20 protein-coding genes and 2 pseudogenes are annotated in these 19,372 nt (G+C 42.8%); 4 read left to right on the plus strand and 18 right to left on the minus strand.

The features are described from left to right. Positions 1-180: 180 nt before the first annotated feature. The 7 genes from ASG81_RS22970 to ASG81_RS23000 all read right to left on the minus strand — a co-directional run bounded on the left by ASG81_RS22970 (position 181) and on the right by ASG81_RS23000 (position 3,926). Complete coding sequence (locus ASG81_RS22970) at positions 181-807, minus strand: ornithine carbamoyltransferase (RefSeq protein ID WP_056639739.1); 627 nt, start codon at positions 805-807, stop codon at positions 181-183. Beyond that, positions 795-1,097 (minus strand): hypothetical protein, encoded by a 303-nt coding sequence (locus tag ASG81_RS22975; protein ID WP_056639742.1) that lies wholly within the window; start codon positions 1,095-1,097, stop codon positions 795-797. Before ASG81_RS22975 ends, ASG81_RS22970 begins: the two co-directional genes overlap by 13 nt. A 237-nt stretch (positions 1,098-1,334) precedes the next feature. Then, positions 1,335-1,706, minus strand: coding sequence for a VOC family protein (locus ASG81_RS22980; RefSeq protein WP_056639744.1), 372 nt, complete (start codon positions 1,704-1,706; stop codon positions 1,335-1,337). Between the two features lie 94 nt (positions 1,707-1,800). Then, on the minus strand, positions 1,801-2,247 hold the full coding sequence (locus ASG81_RS22985; RefSeq protein WP_056639747.1) for an effector binding domain-containing protein: 447 nt from the start codon (positions 2,245-2,247) through the stop codon (positions 1,801-1,803). A 72-nt stretch (positions 2,248-2,319) separates the two neighbouring features. Beyond that, positions 2,320-2,526: a hypothetical protein gene (locus tag ASG81_RS22990; RefSeq protein ID WP_327205186.1), complete on the minus strand. Its 207-nt coding sequence runs from the start codon at positions 2,524-2,526 to the stop codon at positions 2,320-2,322. A 131-nt stretch (positions 2,527-2,657) separates the two neighbouring features. Continuing rightward, positions 2,658-3,647, minus strand: coding sequence for a copper amine oxidase N-terminal domain-containing protein (locus ASG81_RS22995; protein WP_056639750.1), 990 nt, complete (start codon positions 3,645-3,647; stop codon positions 2,658-2,660). 87 nt (positions 3,648-3,734) lie between these two features. Further along, positions 3,735-3,926, minus strand: a complete 192-nt coding sequence (locus tag ASG81_RS23000; protein WP_056639754.1) for a hypothetical protein — start codon at positions 3,924-3,926, stop codon at positions 3,735-3,737. A gap of 173 nt (positions 3,927-4,099) precedes the next feature. Between ASG81_RS23000 and ASG81_RS33095 the strand changes: the two are divergent. The 3 genes and pseudogenes from ASG81_RS33095 to ASG81_RS23015 all read left to right on the plus strand — a co-directional run. After that, positions 4,100-4,330 (plus strand): annotated as a pseudogene (locus tag ASG81_RS33095) (YiaA/YiaB family inner membrane protein); the annotation flags it as partial. A 60-nt stretch (positions 4,331-4,390) separates the two neighbouring features. Next, complete coding sequence (locus tag ASG81_RS33100) at positions 4,391-4,591, plus strand: YiaA/YiaB family inner membrane protein (RefSeq protein ID WP_056639779.1); 201 nt, start codon at positions 4,391-4,393, stop codon at positions 4,589-4,591. A 376-nt stretch (positions 4,592-4,967) separates the two neighbouring features. Next, positions 4,968-6,131, plus strand: a complete 1,164-nt coding sequence (locus ASG81_RS23015) for an L-dopachrome tautomerase-related protein (RefSeq protein WP_200961592.1) — start codon at positions 4,968-4,970, stop codon at positions 6,129-6,131. Between the two features lie 135 nt (positions 6,132-6,266). Here the strand turns inward: ASG81_RS23015 and ASG81_RS23020 are convergent, their stop codons facing one another. The 10 genes and pseudogenes from ASG81_RS23020 to ASG81_RS31305 all read right to left on the minus strand — a co-directional run bounded on the left by ASG81_RS23020 (position 6,267) and on the right by ASG81_RS31305 (position 17,549). Continuing rightward, positions 6,267-6,719 (minus strand): hypothetical protein, encoded by a 453-nt coding sequence (locus ASG81_RS23020; protein ID WP_056639756.1) that lies wholly within the window; start codon positions 6,717-6,719, stop codon positions 6,267-6,269. Between the two features lie 272 nt (positions 6,720-6,991). After that, entirely contained in the window at positions 6,992-9,481 is a 2,490-nt protein-coding gene (locus ASG81_RS23025) for a carbohydrate-binding protein (RefSeq protein ID WP_056639760.1), read from the minus strand. Between the two features lie 837 nt (positions 9,482-10,318). Beyond that, positions 10,319-11,260 carry a phosphotransferase gene (locus ASG81_RS23030; protein ID WP_056639784.1) on the minus strand — a complete coding sequence of 314 codons (942 nt, stop codon included), beginning with the start codon at positions 11,258-11,260 and terminating at the stop codon, positions 10,319-10,321. Positions 11,261-11,703: 443 nt separating this feature from the next. Beyond that, on the minus strand, positions 11,704-12,075 hold the full coding sequence (locus ASG81_RS23035) for an iron chaperone (protein WP_056639762.1): 372 nt from the start codon (positions 12,073-12,075) through the stop codon (positions 11,704-11,706). Between the two features lie 45 nt (positions 12,076-12,120). Next, the gene (locus ASG81_RS23040) at positions 12,121-12,474 is read right to left on the minus strand and encodes a hypothetical protein (protein WP_056639764.1); all 354 of its coding nucleotides are present in this window, start codon (positions 12,472-12,474) and stop codon (positions 12,121-12,123) included. Positions 12,475-12,722: 248 nt separating this feature from the next. Further along, positions 12,723-14,210, minus strand: coding sequence for a ribosomal protection-like ABC-F family protein (gene abc-f, locus ASG81_RS23045; RefSeq protein WP_056639767.1), 1,488 nt, complete (start codon positions 14,208-14,210; stop codon positions 12,723-12,725). 779 nt (positions 14,211-14,989) lie between these two features. Further along, a pseudogene (locus ASG81_RS23050) lies at positions 14,990-16,276 on the minus strand (IS110 family transposase). A 90-nt stretch (positions 16,277-16,366) separates the two neighbouring features. After that, positions 16,367-16,516, minus strand: a complete 150-nt coding sequence (locus tag ASG81_RS31300) for a hypothetical protein (protein ID WP_155971814.1) — start codon at positions 16,514-16,516, stop codon at positions 16,367-16,369. A gap of 30 nt (positions 16,517-16,546) precedes the next feature. Continuing rightward, positions 16,547-17,167 carry a hypothetical protein gene (locus ASG81_RS23055; protein ID WP_056639770.1) on the minus strand — a complete coding sequence of 207 codons (621 nt, stop codon included), beginning with the start codon at positions 17,165-17,167 and terminating at the stop codon, positions 16,547-16,549. Between the two features lie 211 nt (positions 17,168-17,378). Next, complete coding sequence (locus ASG81_RS31305) at positions 17,379-17,549, minus strand: hypothetical protein (RefSeq protein ID WP_155971816.1); 171 nt, start codon at positions 17,547-17,549, stop codon at positions 17,379-17,381. A gap of 217 nt (positions 17,550-17,766) precedes the next feature. On the opposite strand from ASG81_RS31305, the gene ASG81_RS23060 reads away from it, so the two are divergent. Then, complete coding sequence (locus tag ASG81_RS23060) at positions 17,767-18,381, plus strand: helicase-related protein (protein ID WP_235548990.1); 615 nt, start codon at positions 17,767-17,769, stop codon at positions 18,379-18,381. 415 nt (positions 18,382-18,796) lie between these two features. Here ASG81_RS23060 and ASG81_RS23065 read toward each other — a convergent pair whose 3' ends face one another. After that, entirely contained in the window at positions 18,797-19,060 is a 264-nt protein-coding gene (locus ASG81_RS23065; RefSeq protein WP_056639776.1) for a hypothetical protein, read from the minus strand. Positions 19,061-19,372 lie beyond the last annotated feature (312 nt).

Genomic DNA, 19,372 nt, shown 5'->3' on the forward strand with positions numbered 1-19,372 from the left:
TGCGCTTGTACGCGGGGCATATAATGCAGGAACAGCTCGTCTTTGTTCAAAACATCCATTTGCGAGCAAATGGGAGCATTTCAAAGCAATACTTTGATCCTTATTAAATAAGAGGTGCAGTGTCCACAATAAGGGTGTTTAACCGTTTCCATATTCCGCTATCGTACGTTAGTTGAATACCTAGGTTTTACATAAATGCAATAACAAGCTTTTTTGAACATGCATCCTATTCTCAGCTTGTTTATAGATAACAGAGTTCTCAGATTCAATCAAATCCTCTTCTATTTCAAAGCCAGGATGAATTGGCATATCGTGCATAATGTAAGGGGAACACCCATCCAGATTATTCTTATTAATCTGAAAAGGCATCATTATCTGAATCCTTCTATTTTTCTCCACTTGATAATTAATATCCTGAAAGTATTCCATGTCAACCCAGGTGTCCGTATATATAAAATCAGACCTCTTTATAGCCTCGGATAAATTGTTAAGATTCTCAATATACCCACTCTGATAAGCTTTCTGCATAAGTTCTTCATCCCAAGAAGCTTCATTAATTATTGGGGTGACTAATAAAAGTTTAATGCCCAATGTGACACAACCTGCTATCAGTGAATTTACAACGTTATTATGAATCCCTACATATGTTACAGTCACACCTGCAAAATTTCCTTTTACTTCGTATATAGTCATCAAATCAGCTAATGCCTGACAGGGATGGTACTTATCACAACATCCATTTATAACTGGAACATTAGAGTATTTAGCTAACTCAAGTAAATCAGAATTCTTCTTTAACCTAGCCATAATAACATACAGTTCCTTGATGCGTAACGGACTTCATATTGTATTGGTGAGAGGCTGAAATTACTCGAATTCCAATCCATAGTTACAGCATAACCGCCCATTTGATTAATGCCTGACTGAAAAGACAAATTGGTTCTGGTCGAAGTTTTTTGGAAAAGCAGAAGAAGACCTTTTCTTTCACATGCTTGATAAAAATCTTTAGGGTTTTGTTTAATCTCAATTCCTTTTTGAATTATTGAAAACAAAGTATCCTTGTCGAGTTCTTTTAAAGACAATATATGATGATTCAACTTGCTCACCACTTTCGTAGATTTATGTATTTATAAAATACAGTTGTTATGTTTCGGATCTTAAATATGTTCTCATGTCACCCCCTTTTTTCAATAATTATACACAATAATGTATTAATATACAGTTATTTTTTTGTGCCTTATTTACGCATAACTACCCTTCTAGCTGAACAGGCTGCCGAATATCGGCAGCCTGTTATCATTGCACTATCGTTCCCGTTAGGGAGGTTAACGACTTTATCCTACATATTCTCCAAACACAAGCCAATAACCATCCATGTCATTAATAATGAATTCCCTCATCCCTGTTTCTTCTTTTCTTAACTCTTTGACGATGTTTGCACCTTTACTCGCAAATTCGTTATAAATAGTTTCAATTCCCTTAACTGCTACATACACATCCGCTGACCAACCATCAACAAGATGATTTGGTCTCACAGCCCCTTCAGACTTGTTCTCATGTAAAATAATCCACGCTCCCTCACGTTCAAAACATCCATGTCCTGCATCTTTAAATCCAAGCACTGACGTATAATAATGTACTGCTTTATTCTTGTCATTAACAAACAAAATCTTAAATGCTCCTAGCAATTGATTGCTATTGTTCATGTCCAGTATCCTTTCAGAATTGTTTTTTAAGAAACTATTCGTGAACGAAGCACTATCGTTCCCGTTAGCATAATAGCTCCACTTTCGAAAACAATTATTCTACGGGTATCAAGATCTCAACCAGCTCTTCTTCTGTATCCTCAATATAAAATAATTCTATAGACCAAGCGTCTTTGAGCTGGATGTAATTGTTCTTTTGTATCCAGTTAAATACCTCTCGGTACCCATCACCAATTTTTTTGTTGGTGCAATTAACTTTTGCATAAGAATGACCTGGAAGCTTGAAGGTAACCATCCCCTCCGGAATCGGGTCACCTTCCTGCACCTCGTAGCACGCCCAATAAGTAGCTATTGAATCACACACGGAATACGGACTAAATAGCATTCTCGTATTAACTGATGGTGGAAATTCAGATTTTCTGCTTCCAAGTCGTTGCTGTACTTTAACAGCTTCGGCAGGAAAAGATTGTGGGAATGGTCCCGAGAAACTAAACCCAGCTAAAATAATATCTTTTTTGCTAATAAGTTCACATTCAAACATATGACACCTCTCCACACTGGAATATTTATCCACTATATGCACCTACTTATTCGAATAAACTCACTAACGATCTCATAAGCCTGTGGATGTTACTTCAATAACTAAAAGAGGAGCTGCCACGAAGCAGCGTCCTTGAGTGTATTCATCAATGGTCTTGTTCCAAAATATCTGAGCCGGTTTGTTGCTTTCTAGTTGATAAACTTCCCATTGCCCCTTGTGCAAATTAAATATTTGTTTGGCTACTGCTTTACCAATTCCTTCTTTTCTATATTTCTTCATTATAAAAAACTCTGCTATTGAAAAGTAATTCTGCTCTAGTATACTGCCCGTTAGCTGAGCGAATGGTTGCCACGATAGGGCAGCCATTCTGTTATTTAACTATCGTACCCGTTAGTTGAATCACTTAGCCTTTATGACACATGCTGGGGATGTAAATTTTTCGGTATTGTTACGTTTTCCTGCCGGATCTCATTCGGCAGCACTAGCGAAATCGTTCCAAAAGAATGCGTCAGATCTCCGTTCACGCTTTTGTATCCAGTTTCTGTATACTTTCCATCGACATCGATGCGGCCTAATCGATGGACCGTATTCCCGTAAGGCACATAGTAGTAATAGAGAAAGGGCTTTTTGATTTTTGGTGTCGGTCCTGTGCTGTCCTTTAGCTGATCCGCAAATAACTGTTGAATGGCGTTGCCTTCTATGTCTTGTAAATGAGCCTGCCAAGTAGCGACGAGAAAATCATCCTTATGCTCAAAAAATGTTACGGTCTCATTTCCTTCGATCGTGAAAAACCGAAGCGCCTCTCCCTCAGGAAACAGAAAGGCCGTGCTGTGATCGTGGTAAGGGTGCAAGGTTTGTAAAGGCGGGTGTTCAAAATTGCGATCTCCGTATGGACCGTTTATGCTTATCGCAATTTGCCTGCTTGTCGACAAGTCACCCGAATAGAGCTTTGCGAAATAATTCTCACTGAGCGGCGACTTGATAGAGACGGTATTGTTTTTGTAGTCCACCTTGTAGCCGAGCTGCTGTGAAATGAATCGCAAAGGGACATATACGCGATTATCGATGGTTCTGACCGTAACATCCAATGGAACGTCGAATGTCTCACCAGCGGCACTATTCTCAACCAGTGCGGTCTTTTTCCCGATAGTCAGCGAAGCTCTCTTTGACCACTTGGTAACGATAGCGGTTTTCTGTTGTTGTTTCCACTCGACCGACGCGCCAAGCGATTCTGAGACAGCGCGAAGCGGAACCAACACCCTGCCTTGGACCATAACGGGCGTGTTGTCGGTTTGCAGCTTTTTATTCTTCAACTCAATGCTGATATCTTCGGCCGCAAGAGCCGACGAACTAAAACACATCACACCAATTATGGCGCATGCTGCGATAAACTTCTTCATTCTGGTCACCTTCCATGAAGCCTTGATGTTATTTCTAAGTTAGACGCGGATACCAATGAAATGTTTCTAACAAGCTTATTCCTTATATTAAATATAATTGATATCTCTATAAGCAAAATCAGGTGGATGAGTGAGCTTGCCCCAATTGTTTAGTTCTTCTCTTATATCTTCGATTGTTAATTCTTCTATCAGTTTTGTTTTAATCTTTTCAAAATCCCCAACTACAAATTCAAAAACAGTTTCCCTAAATAAGGAGTTTAAGTCTTCTTTTTTAGACATGAGATCACCCTAAATCATATTACATGTTTCATATTGCAAATATTAATACGGCCTACGCCTAGTACCTAGTACTATAAAAAGTTAGTACTATTCCACAATTCCAATAAGCTGTAAATTTAAGACATCAAGAACGATCATTTAACTCGATTCGGGAGGCAACTCAAATGGAAAAAATGGATATAATACACCTTCGCAAGCCAGCTAGTTTTTATCGTCGTCGCAATACACCGACCTATACCTTCATGGCATGGGCCGCATTTATCATCGCCTGCAGCTTCGAGTTTATCGGCATCTATACACTGAAGCAGCCAATGTCCGTACAGGGATATTATGCGGTAACCGGCGTACTCTTGATCATCACCTCCTTCCTTCTCCAGAAGATAGCACGTGATAATGACGAAGATCAATATCTTAAGGACTACAATCCAGGCCACAGAAGTCGCAACACCTCCGCTTTCACGTTCATGGCATGGGCCGGCTTTATTATCGCAATTCTCGCACAATATATCGGCATCTTCACACTTGAAGAGCCTTTATATGTGAAAGGCTACTATTCTATCGCCGGTGCATTTCTAATCGTTGCTTGCCTTGTTCTTCAGAAAACGATTCGGGACAATGAAGAGGATCATGCTCATGTGAATCCGGCTGAGGAATTCGAAGGCTAATAGTAACAAAAATAAACTCCGTTTAATATAAAATGAGCAGGTCACCGCAGCGCCTGCTCATCAATGTGTTTTTCAACTCCCATTAGCATTCAATGACTTTTGGTACGGTCCCCGTGTTGTATATAACGGCAAGTTTCAATATAAAGACATACATGAAGGCTGTGCATGCTTGGACTTGAACCCGCACCATCTTCCGCTATAGGCATATATCTATAAGATCAGGTGATGATCATGATTGTTAACCTACAGTGGGAGGCTATATATGATACAGAACCATAATGGGCAGATTCTCCGTCAGCAGTCCTCTTATCGACAACCGTTTCACAAGCTGCAGAATCCCGTTTCAAGAGAAGTCAATCCAATAGGACGCTATCAAATGATCTTCCATTGGAACCGATTGGATTGGAATTTTCCTGACCTAAGGATGAAGCAGGAATTTGAAGCCAATCAATATTGGAAAAAAGCGATGCCTGCCGGAGTAAAAGTCGACCAGCAAGGCCATTATTTCGTTTCAGTGCCCCGCTGGGCCTATGGCATCCCTTCCACTATGAATCGGATCATTATCAAAGACGGAAAACCGCTCTTGGAGGCCTTCCCTAGTTGGGAATGGAATCAAGCGGGGAATGTCAATGTCCTTCAATCCGTACTTGGTTATGAAATCGATGAATATAACCGGATGTGGCTGCTGGATCAAGGGAAGATCGCCTACGCACCTTCTCCGGTAGGGTCGCAGAAGCTGGTCGTCTGGGATTTGAATACCAACCGGATGATCGACTCTATAATCATCCCAAATGAGATTGCGCCGTACGGGACATCTTTTTTAAATGATTTGGTCGTGGACAATAAGAACGGTTTTGTCTATATTACCGATTCCGGTTGCGGTTGGCCGGATCGCCCGCTTGACGGCGGAATCATTGTGTACAACATGAGGACGAGAACACTCAGACGGGTGCTCGATCGCCATTACAGTACACAGGATTTTCCCGATTTTCATTTTCAAATTGACTATAAGCCGGTATTCAAGGATAAACCTCTTCGAATCGGAGCTGACGGCATCGCCTTATCCGCGGATCGTTCCACTTTGTATTACTGTCAGGTCACAGGGCGAAATCTATATGCACTTGATACTTCACTGTTACGAAACTTTAATACGCCGTTAGAAGAAATCCGCAAGGCAGTAAGGGCCATTGGCAGCAAGCGCACGACCACCGATGGGATGCACGCGGATAATAAAGGAAATGTCTTCTACACCATGCTGGAAGGAAAGGGAATAGGCATCTATACACCTTCCAGCCATACATTCCATGATTTTGTGTCTGACGATCGGATGCTATGGGTCGACGGGGTCGCTTTTGATCAAAAGGGCTCCATCCTTTTTAACAACAACCGGCTACACGAGATGTTTGGGGGCTACGAGATCGATTGGAGCTATCCCTATAACCTCATCATTTGGAAAGCATTTGTTGGTCATGATGTAAAGTCGTATTTGTATGCGGATAAAAATGAGCCAGACTTTTACCCTGCACAGACAACCGTATGAATTACCATTATTTGTATACGGTTCACCGCACTGTCTGTAACAGCAAGTTTTGAAGAAAGACCATCCTGTGCAAAGGATGGTCTTTTCTTTGAAGCAAAATGTAAATAACTCTAAACATACCCGTTAGCTCAATGATTAATTAGAATTATCGTCCGTAAGGCCATAGGTGTTGTTAATTGCCGTGGAATAATTATCCCATTTAAAATAGAAAGGGCCTATGTCTATTTTTTTATTCTCACCTTCTAATATAAAATCTCTCCAGATGACAATATCCCCCTCTTTATCAATCTTAACTGAAATAAATCCACATTCCTCATCTCCACACAAAGGACAGACTAAAATGGGATACCTACAGTACAAATGTTCGTGGGGTTGCCTTAAAAGAAAATAATCAATCATTTGCCGTTGATTATCACTAGTGCCCCAGCCTAATGCGGGGACCATGTCATATTTCCTGAGTCTATTGTATATCGATTTGCCATCAACAATAATGTCAGCAAATTGAGTATTCTTATTCCCATCTTGGTTTGAGTCAAGCTCCTCATATCGGCTTGAGAGTTTAGTGTCAAAGTGATTTATTATTATCATTTTACCCCACTTACTGGAAAAACTAATATTTCCACACAAAATTATAATACTATTTTTTGACCTGGTGCATTATCGTATCCTGCCCGTTGAGCTACATCTTCTAGGTCGTCGAGAATCGTAAAAGCTCTTGTCACTTATAGACCACCGGTACAAGTTCTAGTTGTTCATGTTTACAAGGATATTAATGGGCTAATGTTCTTGTCGTGCGACATCCGACATCCGAAAAGCCCCGGCATAGCCTCCGGGACAATCGTTTGTTTCGCCTATTCGTTTCATTGCGGTTTGATTTCAAAATAGTCGATAGTTCCGATCGCCTCACCCGCAACGCCATCAAAGGTGAAGTATATATTTTGCGTGCCGACGGTTGGTGTGATCGGAACATTAGAAATGATCCAGTTCTGCCATCCGCCTGTGGAAGTGACTTTAAACGTTCCTATAATGGTACCCGTGGGGCTTCCCAGCCGTATCCTCATCGTACCTGAACTGGCGGAGGCGACCCTGAAATCGATGCTGCGCATCCCCGTCAGATTGACGTCGCTGTAAGCTGCCCAGTCTCCGGGCTGCAATGAACCGATTCTCAGCCCTGTCTCGATTTCCGACAAATTGTGGGTCGAAGCACCCATTTGCGAGCTGTATTTCTCGGCTTCTATCCTGACTGGAGTTGGGACTTGCAAAGGAAGGATACCCCCTCCATTACGGTGGACATTTTCCAAACTGGCATGTGCCGTCTTCATGATCTTAACCATATCCGTATACGGCTGATCCTGCTGATTGACCAGGCCGACGTTGTAGCTCTCGTCGTCCGGACGCCCGGTAACCGGCTGATCGTAGTACGAAAACCAGCCTGAGCCGACAAACAACGGATGTGCGGCCTGGCTTTTCGCAAAAGCTTGATAAGCTCTTCCTCGCTCCCCTATGCTTATTGTCATAGTAGCCGTCCTGATATTGGAAAGCCCGCGTTCGGTAGAGCCGAATGAATGTTCCAGATTCAATACCGGCTTTCCATAAGCTTCGTATCTCGAAATCCAACTTCCATCCCTTGTATAACTGTCTACGGAGAAGGCATCGACAAACTCCATAGCCGCTAGATCCCAATCCAAGCTGGTTCGCCAGGTAGGAACGACAGACGTACCCAAGAACAGATGGTTCGGATCGTATTTTTTGATAATCTCCCTGATCATGGAGTAATAGGTTCTGGATGCCAGCCTGATATACTCCGACACATCAACCGCGGGAACTTTTACAATATCGATCGGGGTGTCTTTCAAAGCGTCAAACGATACAGCGTTCGTCCCCAGAATCCGGTTGATCTCCCCGAGGTTGCGATTGTATCTCGGCGCAAGAAAATCTACGAATGTGCTTTTCGCCGGAGATGCCGAAGAATACGTCAGCACCTGTTTTACGATTTCCTTATTCCAGCCGGCTTCATTATCGTAGGTATAGCCGATCAACCACTTGCTGTATCTCGCATTCTGAAGCTTTGTCTTTAGCGCGTTCTCGATGATGGGCCTGCTCTGCGGATCAAAGACGTCGTACGTCCATTTTATCCTACTCAAACTCGGGGGGTCTTGCAGCACTTGAATGTATGGAAACGCGATGTTTCTCGGTTTAGTCCATTTGCTGAAGGTGTTAAAGCCCCACTGGATCAAGCGCTTTTTCGTGATATCCTCCCATTTCGACTCATATCCGCTTCCGTATTTTTTCATGACATTGGCGATGACGAAGCTGACGTATTCGCCGTTGGCATCTCTGGTGTATGCGGGAGCGTAAGCGGTCCGATCGGGCAGTTCCTCAAAAATCTGCTTGGGGGTACCGTCCTCTTTCAGGATCGGCGTCTTATATCCATACTCCCAGATACTTGTTGCATCCACCCCTTTTACAATAAAGGGATATCCGTCCGGTGTAATAAACCACCATTTGCCGTCATTTTTTTGAAGCCTGAAATATCCGGTGCTGAGGTGCTTTCCTAAGCTTTTAATCCCTCCATACTGATCATATTTTGTGAGATCAAGTGAAACATTCGCCAAGGCAGCGGCCTCATCTGTATATTCCTGCTGCAACTGCCCGTCGGATGTAACCTTTCCCGGCCAGGTTTCATTCATCCATTGACCGTATTTGTCCGCCAGCAGAGCTTCCTTCTTCAGTTCGGCTTTCAATTTTTCCACAGTAAGAGCGGGTCTATCATTTTGTCCTTCGGTGCCTGTACCTCTATAAATTTCAACTTCAGTCAGGGGAATATGTTGATAAGAGTGGGTACGACTAATGTTCAGTATGATAAATCTGGCCGACTTATTTGACATCGGGATGGTTACCGAGTAGTTCAAATCGGTTCCCGTTCTTGCATGACTGGCAGCATTGTAATAACCCGTTGCCGATTCGGGACGATACTTTACGGTAATATCTTTAAATCCCCAATATTTGTTCGGTGAATTCAGCACTACTCGGATCTGTTCCAAGGGGTAATCCTTCAACAGATCAATAACCACATTCACAGTCCCGGGAGAAGTCGCGCTTCCCATCCAGCCTGTGTAAGCCGGGGCTCCATCGAACAACGCGCCATTTGCCGAGGATAGGACCCCGGCCGCTCTTAAATCAGGAGAGTTCCCTCCATCAGGAGCATGACTATAGCTATAGTTCCCTGTTTTTAACAGAATGTCTTCCTTTCCAAATTTACCGATCAGAACAAAAACTGATGTAATGACAAATGCTGCCAACAAGAACGTCAAAACCCCGCTGCGCTTGAACTTGAAGCTTTTCTTCATATGATGTAGCGCCCCCTCTTAGTAATGCTCATTTATCGCAATCTCGAACGGTTATTATTAGTATTAAATTTTCATATTTTTCACGTGTGACATCGGAAGAAAAGTAATAAGAAGCCTCCACCTTGGTACCGGGCTTGAGATGCGAGAAAAAAACCCCATTAAAACAGGATAGGTCTTCTCCTGCTCACTTGGGGCTTGATACGGAATATACACTTCTATTAAGACTCAAACATAGTAGCCCTACAATTGACAGAAATTCAAATCATTCTTCAAACATAAATTGAAACCAGTGAAGACATAAGTATACATAATTTCACTATACATTTAACCTCTAGAAAAACTGATCGTACGGGAAAGCTTATGTTTCCGTATTGTTGTCGATCCCCAAGATGAACCTTCATTCCGTCGCATTGTGGTGCGGCAAAAAGGTGACTCCCAAGGTACCCTATCCATGATGCATAATTATGATCAACACCTTATCTCAAAGGAGAATTCCCAAGAGGCTCCGTGTCAAACCTTGTTCATATTGCCGATTAAAAATAAAATAAACCAAGGTAATGCCCTCCATTTAAATGGTAGGTTATTTCGCATGTTCACTTTTCACTATAACATACTTTTAATCAAATTCTCTCTGGAAATCTTGACTTGACAGAATATTAGCTGGTTTAGCTTAACAACAAATCCTTTATAAGTTTTAGCCAATCCCAAAAATTATTGACCGCATCCCCAATTATTTTGATACAGTTCATGTTAGTCTCAATTGGAAAATAACTGCTTTTATTCAGCTATCGTACCCGTTAGCTGAACGACCAGGTGCATAGTTCGGATTGTCAACGTCTATTGTATATTAAAACCTTCAATAAATCGTAATGCACATTGGGAATGATGATCGGCTAGGTCTTTTGCAAATTGTTGATCTGGAAATCCTCTATGAAGCAGCTTCAAACCACCCGAGATTAACGATATATGGTGGTGGAATCGATAGAACAACATCCTGTTAGGATCGAGAGTATCTTTCTTTAGATACCGATAAAAATCCCCAAACCGTAACTCTAAAAAACTGTGTTCATGCTCAATATCAAAGAACATAGCCCCTTCGATATCGATCAAAAAGGGTTCTAGTTTGTTATTAACCAAAACATGGTCAGGACCCAGTTCCCCGTGAATAAACCCATACTGCATTCTAGGTATAATTCTTGATTCAAGCAAATACAAAGTATCGAGCAGTTTGCTTTGATTGGACCCGATGCTCTCAATATGTTGGGAGGCATAAGATAACTGCACTTTTGCATTTTCCATTTGCAAGTGATGACAATTTTCAGTGTTGATCCCGCTATGATTTGGTTTCCCGTAGATATTTCTTTTGTTGGTATGCATGCCTGTAAGCATATCCCCCAACCGCTGAAACACTTTATCTTGAACTCGTGAATCGGAATGATTGAAATAGACTTTTGCCTTATGTCCATCTAGATATTCAACGAGTGCATAATCAAAAGGGTAACGGTTTCTTTCCTTATTCAGATCATAAAGAGAGGGGGTCTGAATTCCATGTTGCGTTAAATATTTGTTGATTAATTCAAATAGATCACTTCCATAAGATTGTTCATTTATATCTTTGTTTGCTATTTCTTCTTGAAAATAATTCATGGTAAGATCCCACACATACAAAACGCAGGAAAATCCATTGCTGCAGTCGATCTTGTAGACCACCTTTTGTGCACCGCCATGCATTTTCGATACACTATCAACTAAATAACCGGTACCAAAAACCTTCCCCATATAATCCTGTAAATTAGCTTGATCTAGGTGGCAAGTAATGTCCATTGAACAACACTCCATTTTTTAAAGTTTTTGCCGGCAACCCAATAGTAAATAAAATTTTACCGAAAGTATAGACTTTTTCTTTATGAATTGTTATGATGTTGAATAAGTTATCGAAAAAAATAGTCATACAAAAAGCCTTTGGATTTTATTCCAAAGGCTTTTTTTTTGATGAATGTCACAGGCTACAGTCTTCGATGATTTGATGGTATGCTTGGTAAAAATCTTTGGTTCTTTCAACATCAACTTCAAGAATCCAATCCCTAATATTCATTATTTTCATGGCAATACCCTTATTGAACTAAACTGCCTCTTACTTCAACGGAAACGGCAACCGATCGTCGGGGCATCAAAAGGCCTTAAAACGCAAATATGAGCCTCTAAGGTCTATCCTATTTTTTCTATTTCCGCCAAAAAGTCGAACAGTCTTCCTTATCCAAAATATTAAACTCGATCATTTTCTCAAGTAATGAGAAATCAACCGGACTATCCCACTGGATACGTACCAACTCCTTGCTGTGATCATAGCCTGCCTGCACAATGTCATCAGAAAAATGATTAATCCCTGCCCTTTCAGGGGCAACAGCCAAATGATGTTTGGCTACGCTAAAGCCAATAATAAATGTGCCATGATCGCTAAACATAGGCTGATTCCACGCAATTTTCGGCATTAAATTTGGGAATTTCTTAGTTACCCAAGTCAAAACTTCTTCCGTTCGGCCCCGATGTTGCGGGTTATCAATATGTGCTAAATATTCTGCAAAAACTTCCATGTTGTTCCCTCCTAAAATAATAATTAAGTCGTTTAGAGAAGTCCCTCAAATCCATTCGTCGTTAAAACTTCTCACAGAACCGCTCAGTTCAGTTGTTTTTTTCATCCTATTCCTTGTCTGTTCCCAGTAACCTTCTCCGTTCTCCTCTTCTTTCCAAATGATATCTCCTCTATAGCTAAATGTGTCTGGTGCTTCATCGATTAATTTTAGCCACTTGTCTAATACCCTTATTAGCTTCTCAGCTCCTGTTTTATGAATAACGGTTAGTCCATGGTAAGCCAATCCATGACCACTTTCTTTAGTTTCTGGGTTATATGAGGGCATCCAGTTCAAGAAATCCATCATGTACTGGATAATATCATCTGATAATTCAACTTTTTCTTCTAAGAAAAAACTCATGTGTTAAACTCATTCAAATCACCTGGGATTCCCCGTGTTTATTTAGTGGTCTTCAGACATTAATATTAACACATGTTGGAACTATCCTGCCCGTTAGTTGAGAAAAGCAGCCGACTAACGGCTGCCTTTTTCAGTGTTTATTTAGCTATCGTACCCGTTAGTTAAATCTCCCCCCTTTTCATAAAAAGTTGTTTGTAAAGCTTTCTGCCGTTGAAATCATGTTTAACTCCTAGTCACTTTGCATAAATCTAACCCCCACCGAGTTCAATCGTTTTCGTGGCGACACGGTCGTGAAATTCCCGATCATGCTCCACGAACACAATGGTCGGCGCGTACTCAAGCAGCAGCTCTTCAATCTGCATCCGGGAAATCACGTCGACAAAGTTGAGCGGTTCATCCCAAATATGCAGATGAGCCTCTTCGCATAGGCTTCTCGCGATCAGAACCTTCTTCTTCTGCCCGCCGCTAAACGCCGAAATATCCTTCTCAAACTGGATGCGGGCGAAATCAAGCTTACGCAATAGGGCCTTAAATAAGCTTTCGTCGATTCCATGCTCTGCTGCATAATCGGAAAGTGATCCTCGCAGATGAGAGGTACTCTGAGATACATAGGAAACGCGAAGCTGCGGCTCCAGCCAAAACGTGCCTGTATAGTGAAGCGCCTCGCCGTTGAGCAGGCGGAGCAAGCTAGACTTGCCCGAACCGTTTGGACCTGAAATTGCGATCCGATCCCCTTGTTCGATCGTCAAACCAACGTTCTCGCAAACCGGTCTTTCCCCGTAGTAAATCGTGACGTGATCCAGCACGACCAGTTCGGATTTGGGATATGCGAGCTGAGAGATCACAAGGCTTTCTGACTGTTCGATATTTCGGAGCAGTTTCGACTTCTCCTCTACAGCGGCGTTTTGCCGCTGCTCGATGGATTTCGCGCGTTTCATCATTTTTGCTGCTTTGTGACCGACGTATCCCTTGTCCAGCTTGGAGCCGGAGTTTCGTGTGCCGTTTTTCGATTTTTCGATCTCGTGAGACCAGCCGCTCGTGCGTTTGACAGAAGTCGATAAACGCTGTATGTCTTTGTACAACTTTTCGTTTTGTGCCAATTCGAACGTATCCTGGCGAGTTTTGTTCGTCCACCAGCTGGAGAAGCTGCCTTTTTGGATTTCGATATTCGTTTTGTTGATCGATAGAATATGATCGACGCAGCGGTCGAGAAATGCCCGATCGTGTGAAACAAGAATAAAACCGCGTTTCGTATTCAGATAATCGCCAACAAGCTTTCGTGCGTGAAAGTCGAGATGATTGGTCGGCTCATCGATGAGCAGAAATCGATTGTCCTGGATGAACAGCACGGCCAGCAGTACCTTCGTCTGCTCGCCTTGGGACAGCGATTCGAATGGCCGGTACAACACGTCTTCCGAAACCTTAAGCAGGTTCAGTTCGCGCATCAACTTCCAGCGCTCATAGCCTGGCACGAGCTCTTCGATGACGTCGACGGTCAAATATTCCGGATGTTCGACGGGAAACGGAAAATAATCAAAAGCGACCGGTGCGGAGATCGTGCCGCTGTATTCGTATTTCCCCTGCAGCAGGTTAAAGAACGTCGTTTTCCCCCGACCGTTTCGCCCTGTAAACCCCAGCTTCCAGTCTGTATCGATTTGAAAATGAACATTTTCGAATATAAGGTCATAGCTACCTGGATAGGCAAAAGTAAGATTGGATACCTGTATCGCGGGCATGGCGATCATCCTTTCGTATGGAAATAAAAAGAGCCGCAAGAAAGGTGCTTTCTTGCGACTCTGATCCATACGAGGAAATCCGGCCCCATTCCAAGGGGCCGGATGACTGTCCGGATAGGGAGCGCAAACGAAATGCAGACCTTTCTTGCAGAGACGAAATAAACCAACCACAGCCGATAGCTGAGTCCGTTCTTTTCGTGATCTCGCAGCAAGAAAGTTCTACATGTATTCGTTCAACTCCCGTCATCAAAATTACGTACAGTTTATCACAATCGTAATTTAACTACAACCTGCGCCGTCCCGTTTAGGCTGAAGCCTTACGCAGCTCTGCCATGCTCCTTCACTTGATTCCTGTTATTTCACTATCCTCCCTCTATGGAGAATCACTTTGCTCTTAAATACTCACGTTTTCTTAGAATATTGTCCTAGTTTGCTCACTGCAGATAACATTTCAGTGGAATGTAATTGTAGATGAAGAAATTTTTGATATTAGCAAAGGCGCAAAAAAGCATCCACCTAGTCCACCTTCTGTAAAAAGTGGTTACTCCGGTAAAGTATGGTTGCACCTTTGGATCTCCACATGGGCTCATAGCGGTCATCCCTCCCACATCTCGCAGAGTCTACGCTCCCACATTCCTTCATTCAACCTGTCCATGAGGTGGAGGTCAGATATGCTGCCCGACAGGATCTTCGTCCGTATGGATAGTGCCGTTCCGACTCATCCGTGCTTCTTGTTATCTAGTCTTTCGCTTAGGTCATGTTCATTGGAAAACGTTTGATTAAGCTGCCTGCGTCAATTCTTCATTTCGAGGGATATCCTGCATCATCTTCTCTTCCTTAAACTCATGCCCCTTCTTCAATATGCCGAATAGGATGCGAATAAATTTGTTACATAACGCAATGAGAGACTGCATCTTCTTCAACGGATTTATCGACCTTTTGGTGTAGTACTCGTGCAACGCTCGAAAGGCTGCATTTTTAGCAACCAACGGCATCATCACTCTAATGAGTAGAGCACGAAGAGGCTTCCGACCTCTCTTTGTTATTCTGGTCTGTCCTGTATGTGTACCCGATGAATTTGTTTTCAAATTCAATCCAGCCAACTTCGTTATTTGCTTTGGATGACGGTACTGACCAATGTCTCCTACCTCTGCTAGAAACCCAGCGACGGTATCTCTACCAATCCCTTTATTGGCCAACACTTGCTGTACATGGGGGATCTGCAATAACAGCTCATCTAGCTTTGCTTCCAGCTCTTCAAGCTTACTATGGAGAAATTCATATTGGGTCAACAACAAGTGCAGCTCCAACTTGGCTAATTCTGATCCTTGTTTTATGCCGACAGAACGGCTGGCTGCTGCCTTCAGATTCCTTATGCGGCCTTGACCAAGCCCACGCTTTGCAACTTCTCTCAGATGCTTTAACAACGTCTCGTCAGGTACAGAAACAAGCTCATGCGGCAGAAGCTGAAGGCTTAGCATTTGAAGTGCTGAAACGCATTCCCAATCTTTAAATACCGTGAGGAACTCTGGAAAGTACCAATCTAGCCAGTTATGGACGCGCGCTTGTACAACACAAAGGTCGGTTGAAAGGTGTTCGCGAATTTTCATCGCTTCCCGCAGTTCGGCATACACGCCTTGTGGGAGGCTAGGTACGGCGTATCTCCCGTCTTTGACCAACTGAGCAATCACTCTTGCGTCCTTAACGTCATTCTTTGTAGGCGAATTGTCGTCGAGTTCTTTGCTTTTCTTCACGTGGAGTGGATTCACCACTCCGTATTTCACTTGTTTTTCTCGAAGGAAATGAGCAAGGTTTAGTCAGTAGTGGCCGGTTGGTTCCATGCCAACGATGACGTCCTTGAACCCTTGCTCTGCCACAATCTATTGGAACCAACTAACGAATATCTCAAAACCTTCTCGATTATTTTCAAATGAGATGGGCTTCCCGAGTTCGACTCCGCGGTAGTCTTGTGCTCGTGCCACATGTTTGAATTTGGCGATGTCTACACCGATAATTAAGGTAGAATAAGTGATTTGATTAATCCGTTCATTTTGAGTAGAATTCATCTTGTAGTTCTCCTTGGTTTTGTTTTTGGATCCGTTAGCTGGCCAGCGACGTGGACCCATTAACATCATACCAAGGAGTCTTTTTGTTTCTCAAACCTCGTATTTCTTCATAATAGGAATGCTGCCTTTTAGTGGAATGAAGGACTGCCACGCAGCAGCCCTTTTGGTATCGTACCCGTTAGCCATCCATGCATCTCTTTTGCTGCACCACAGAGCATGAAAGTTAATACGTTCTTTCATGATAGTTGAACCATCCACTGAACTGAACATCTACGCTTGGGTAGAAGGGATAAAGATATTTATTAACTTGTTCAATTGATGGAACTGGTTCCGTTCAATAAGTACGACTAATATTTCATTACCGGTATCCGAGAAGAAGAATCTTTTACTGCTACCGCTCGCAGCAAGCAATTCAGAAAAGATCGTGAAGATTTCGAGACTCAGCCAATCGTCCTGCACGGAAAGCGAATAGCGATAGTTCGTACCGTTAGCATTAAAGGCGACCCACACCTCACCGGCTTCAATATCCACGTAATCCTGAATATCGGTAACGCTTATTGCCGGCTCAACCATAACCGCAATCCGTTTTAATCCTTGAACATAATCCCCGTGACCCTCGATACATTCGCGATCGAAGCACCAAACGTCGTTAGTCGGGTATAGATCACTGTTAAATTCTACGCTGTCTCTTTCCCTCCCCATACTCATTAGGAGATGAATGTATGGGCGTTCCTCATAATCTCTGATTTTGAAATCTAATATGTCCCTGATTTCTATATTCACTTTGAGCGTAATGCCTACTCTACCCAAATTTGCGAGCTGCTCTTCAATCGAAATACGGACTTGCGGAGGCTTGGAAAATTTGTATATGCGCTTAAAAAAACTAAACATGCCTTTGATGATTCCCCCTCGTTGAGACCACAATTCACCACCTGTAGTTTGAGCTCATGATATTCCGACCTGCACTACAGACTATGTATGGGTTCTTGACCAAAATAATAAGTTGGTGAAGATAGCTGTATTCTACTATCGTACCCGTTAACAATGAATGCCTATCATAACGTGTTTCCTTCAATGTACTGAAGTATCCGAAAGCCTTCTCTTATGCGGTCGTGTTGTAATGGAGCCGGGTACTTTCGTCCGCATACTGTACTGCATAGCGTAGTGGCTGTTCGATGCGCGGAATGAGGAGACAGTCACACCAGTCTCGCGTATCTCCTGGATCATCCGCAGCCCCTGCCATACAAAACGCTTGCGTTCCGGTCCCACTCATAACCGGGCGCTTCCTCGACCAAATTCATTTTGAGGGCGTACCATGTGTTCAGCAAGTACACCAGCGATGTATATTTTTCATTAGCCAGGTAATATTTCTTGCCGTCGCGTTGTAAAATTCCATTTTATGAGGCTTGCCGTTTCGTCGAGAGAACCGTATCATAAGTTACGTTGCTATTATTCAAAGAATAAGAAGAGCAGGAAGGATGACTGATATCATGAACATTACTGAAAAACAGATCGTCGTATCCTTGGAGCCCGAATATGAAACCGAATACTTGAAGCTTTTGAATAATTACTTTACGGCTTCCGAGCGAAATATCCGGGCCTCCTCCATTCATGAAAAAAAACAGCTCATGGCGATTAAAGAGCAAATGGCGCTTATGTGCAACCAGAATCCGCAAAAAATGAACATGCTGAGGTCCATCATCCGAGATGTGAGTGACAGAAGGGAAAAGGCGGTCGTCATCTCCAAATCGAATGCCGTCACCGCCCTGTTATTAGACGAGCTTTCTGCGGACGAGGACATCAAGGGCGTTCTTATTATTACGACACAGCTTTCCATCCATGAGGTCAATGAGATGATTGACAGATTTAATAAAATCCCGGAATCCACCGTTCTGCTTATTACGGATTCCGCCAACACCGGTCTCGACGTTACGGCGGCAAATCATCTTGTGCACTATGATTATCCGGCCCGCTACTCTGATATTCTGCAGCGCAACAACCGCATATCGAGACAAACTTCATATCATAAAGAAGCGACCATATATTATCTCCTAACGTCGGGCAAAATCGACGAGTTCGAATATCGGGAATGCCGGAACCCATAGTGTAACGCTGCAGCAAGGCTGCCAATCAATTCCGCGGCAGCCTCATGCTGTTGTCTGATCCTACTCAATCTTTCTTTGTTTATACTCCTGTAAGGGAATAAGTTGCCCTGCTCCCACCAGCTCCAAGGTGAAGCGATCTCGAATACAAATTATCATTTTATTGTCGATAAGAATCGAGAATGTTTCCTCGTCTTGGCCAGGAATCCATTCAAGAACATACGCAGTCTACATATCGCTAAACTGCCTAAAGAGGGGTCGCCTCACGAAACGAAAATAATCGTACGCTAAGCAATTCATTGCATGAAAAACCGGCCCCTTTACTCCTACATGGGAATCCGGTTTTCGTAATCGCAGCTTGATTGGAATTTAACTATCGTACCCGTTAGCAATGTCTCTACACTTTGGCTAAATACTCTCAGCCACGAAAAACATCCTCAAGAGTTAACATTAGCCTTTTTAGATTTTTAATATCAGTACGTGACAATTTAGGTTTATTGTTTAGCAATTGTTTGATTATTACAAGTAGTTCTCCGAAATACTCTGTTGATGTAGTGTAGAAAGTATCTCTCCAATCTTTAAGTTCTCTCAATAAATCTGTTTCACCAATTCCCTCTAACTCATTGACTAAATGAACTATAAATTCTTGTATATGCTCTGGGCTATCAAAAGACCAATTCATTGAGTTCCTCCAATCCCTTTAGAACTGTGCCTGACAGTTGAAAAAATACTACCACTGATGATGGAAGACTGTTGTCCTTGAACTCTCGTACCCGTCCCTCGGTTTTAAGGGTATATCTCACATATACTCACTCATTCGCAGGATTTCGTCGCCATGGAATACAGCTGTTGTTTAGAAAGCAAGCTCATTAGGCACCGTTGCTCTGGTCTTGGGCATGCGGGAACAGAAGAAGCGTGTGGGACATTTCTCCAAGTACTATTCTTCTGCACGCATACTCCACAATTTCCTTGGGGTTCACCATCCCATAGCTCT

This window comes from Paenibacillus sp. Soil522, from assembly GCF_001428245.1.
Classification (GTDB): Bacteria; Bacillota; Bacilli; order Paenibacillales; family Paenibacillaceae; genus Pristimantibacillus.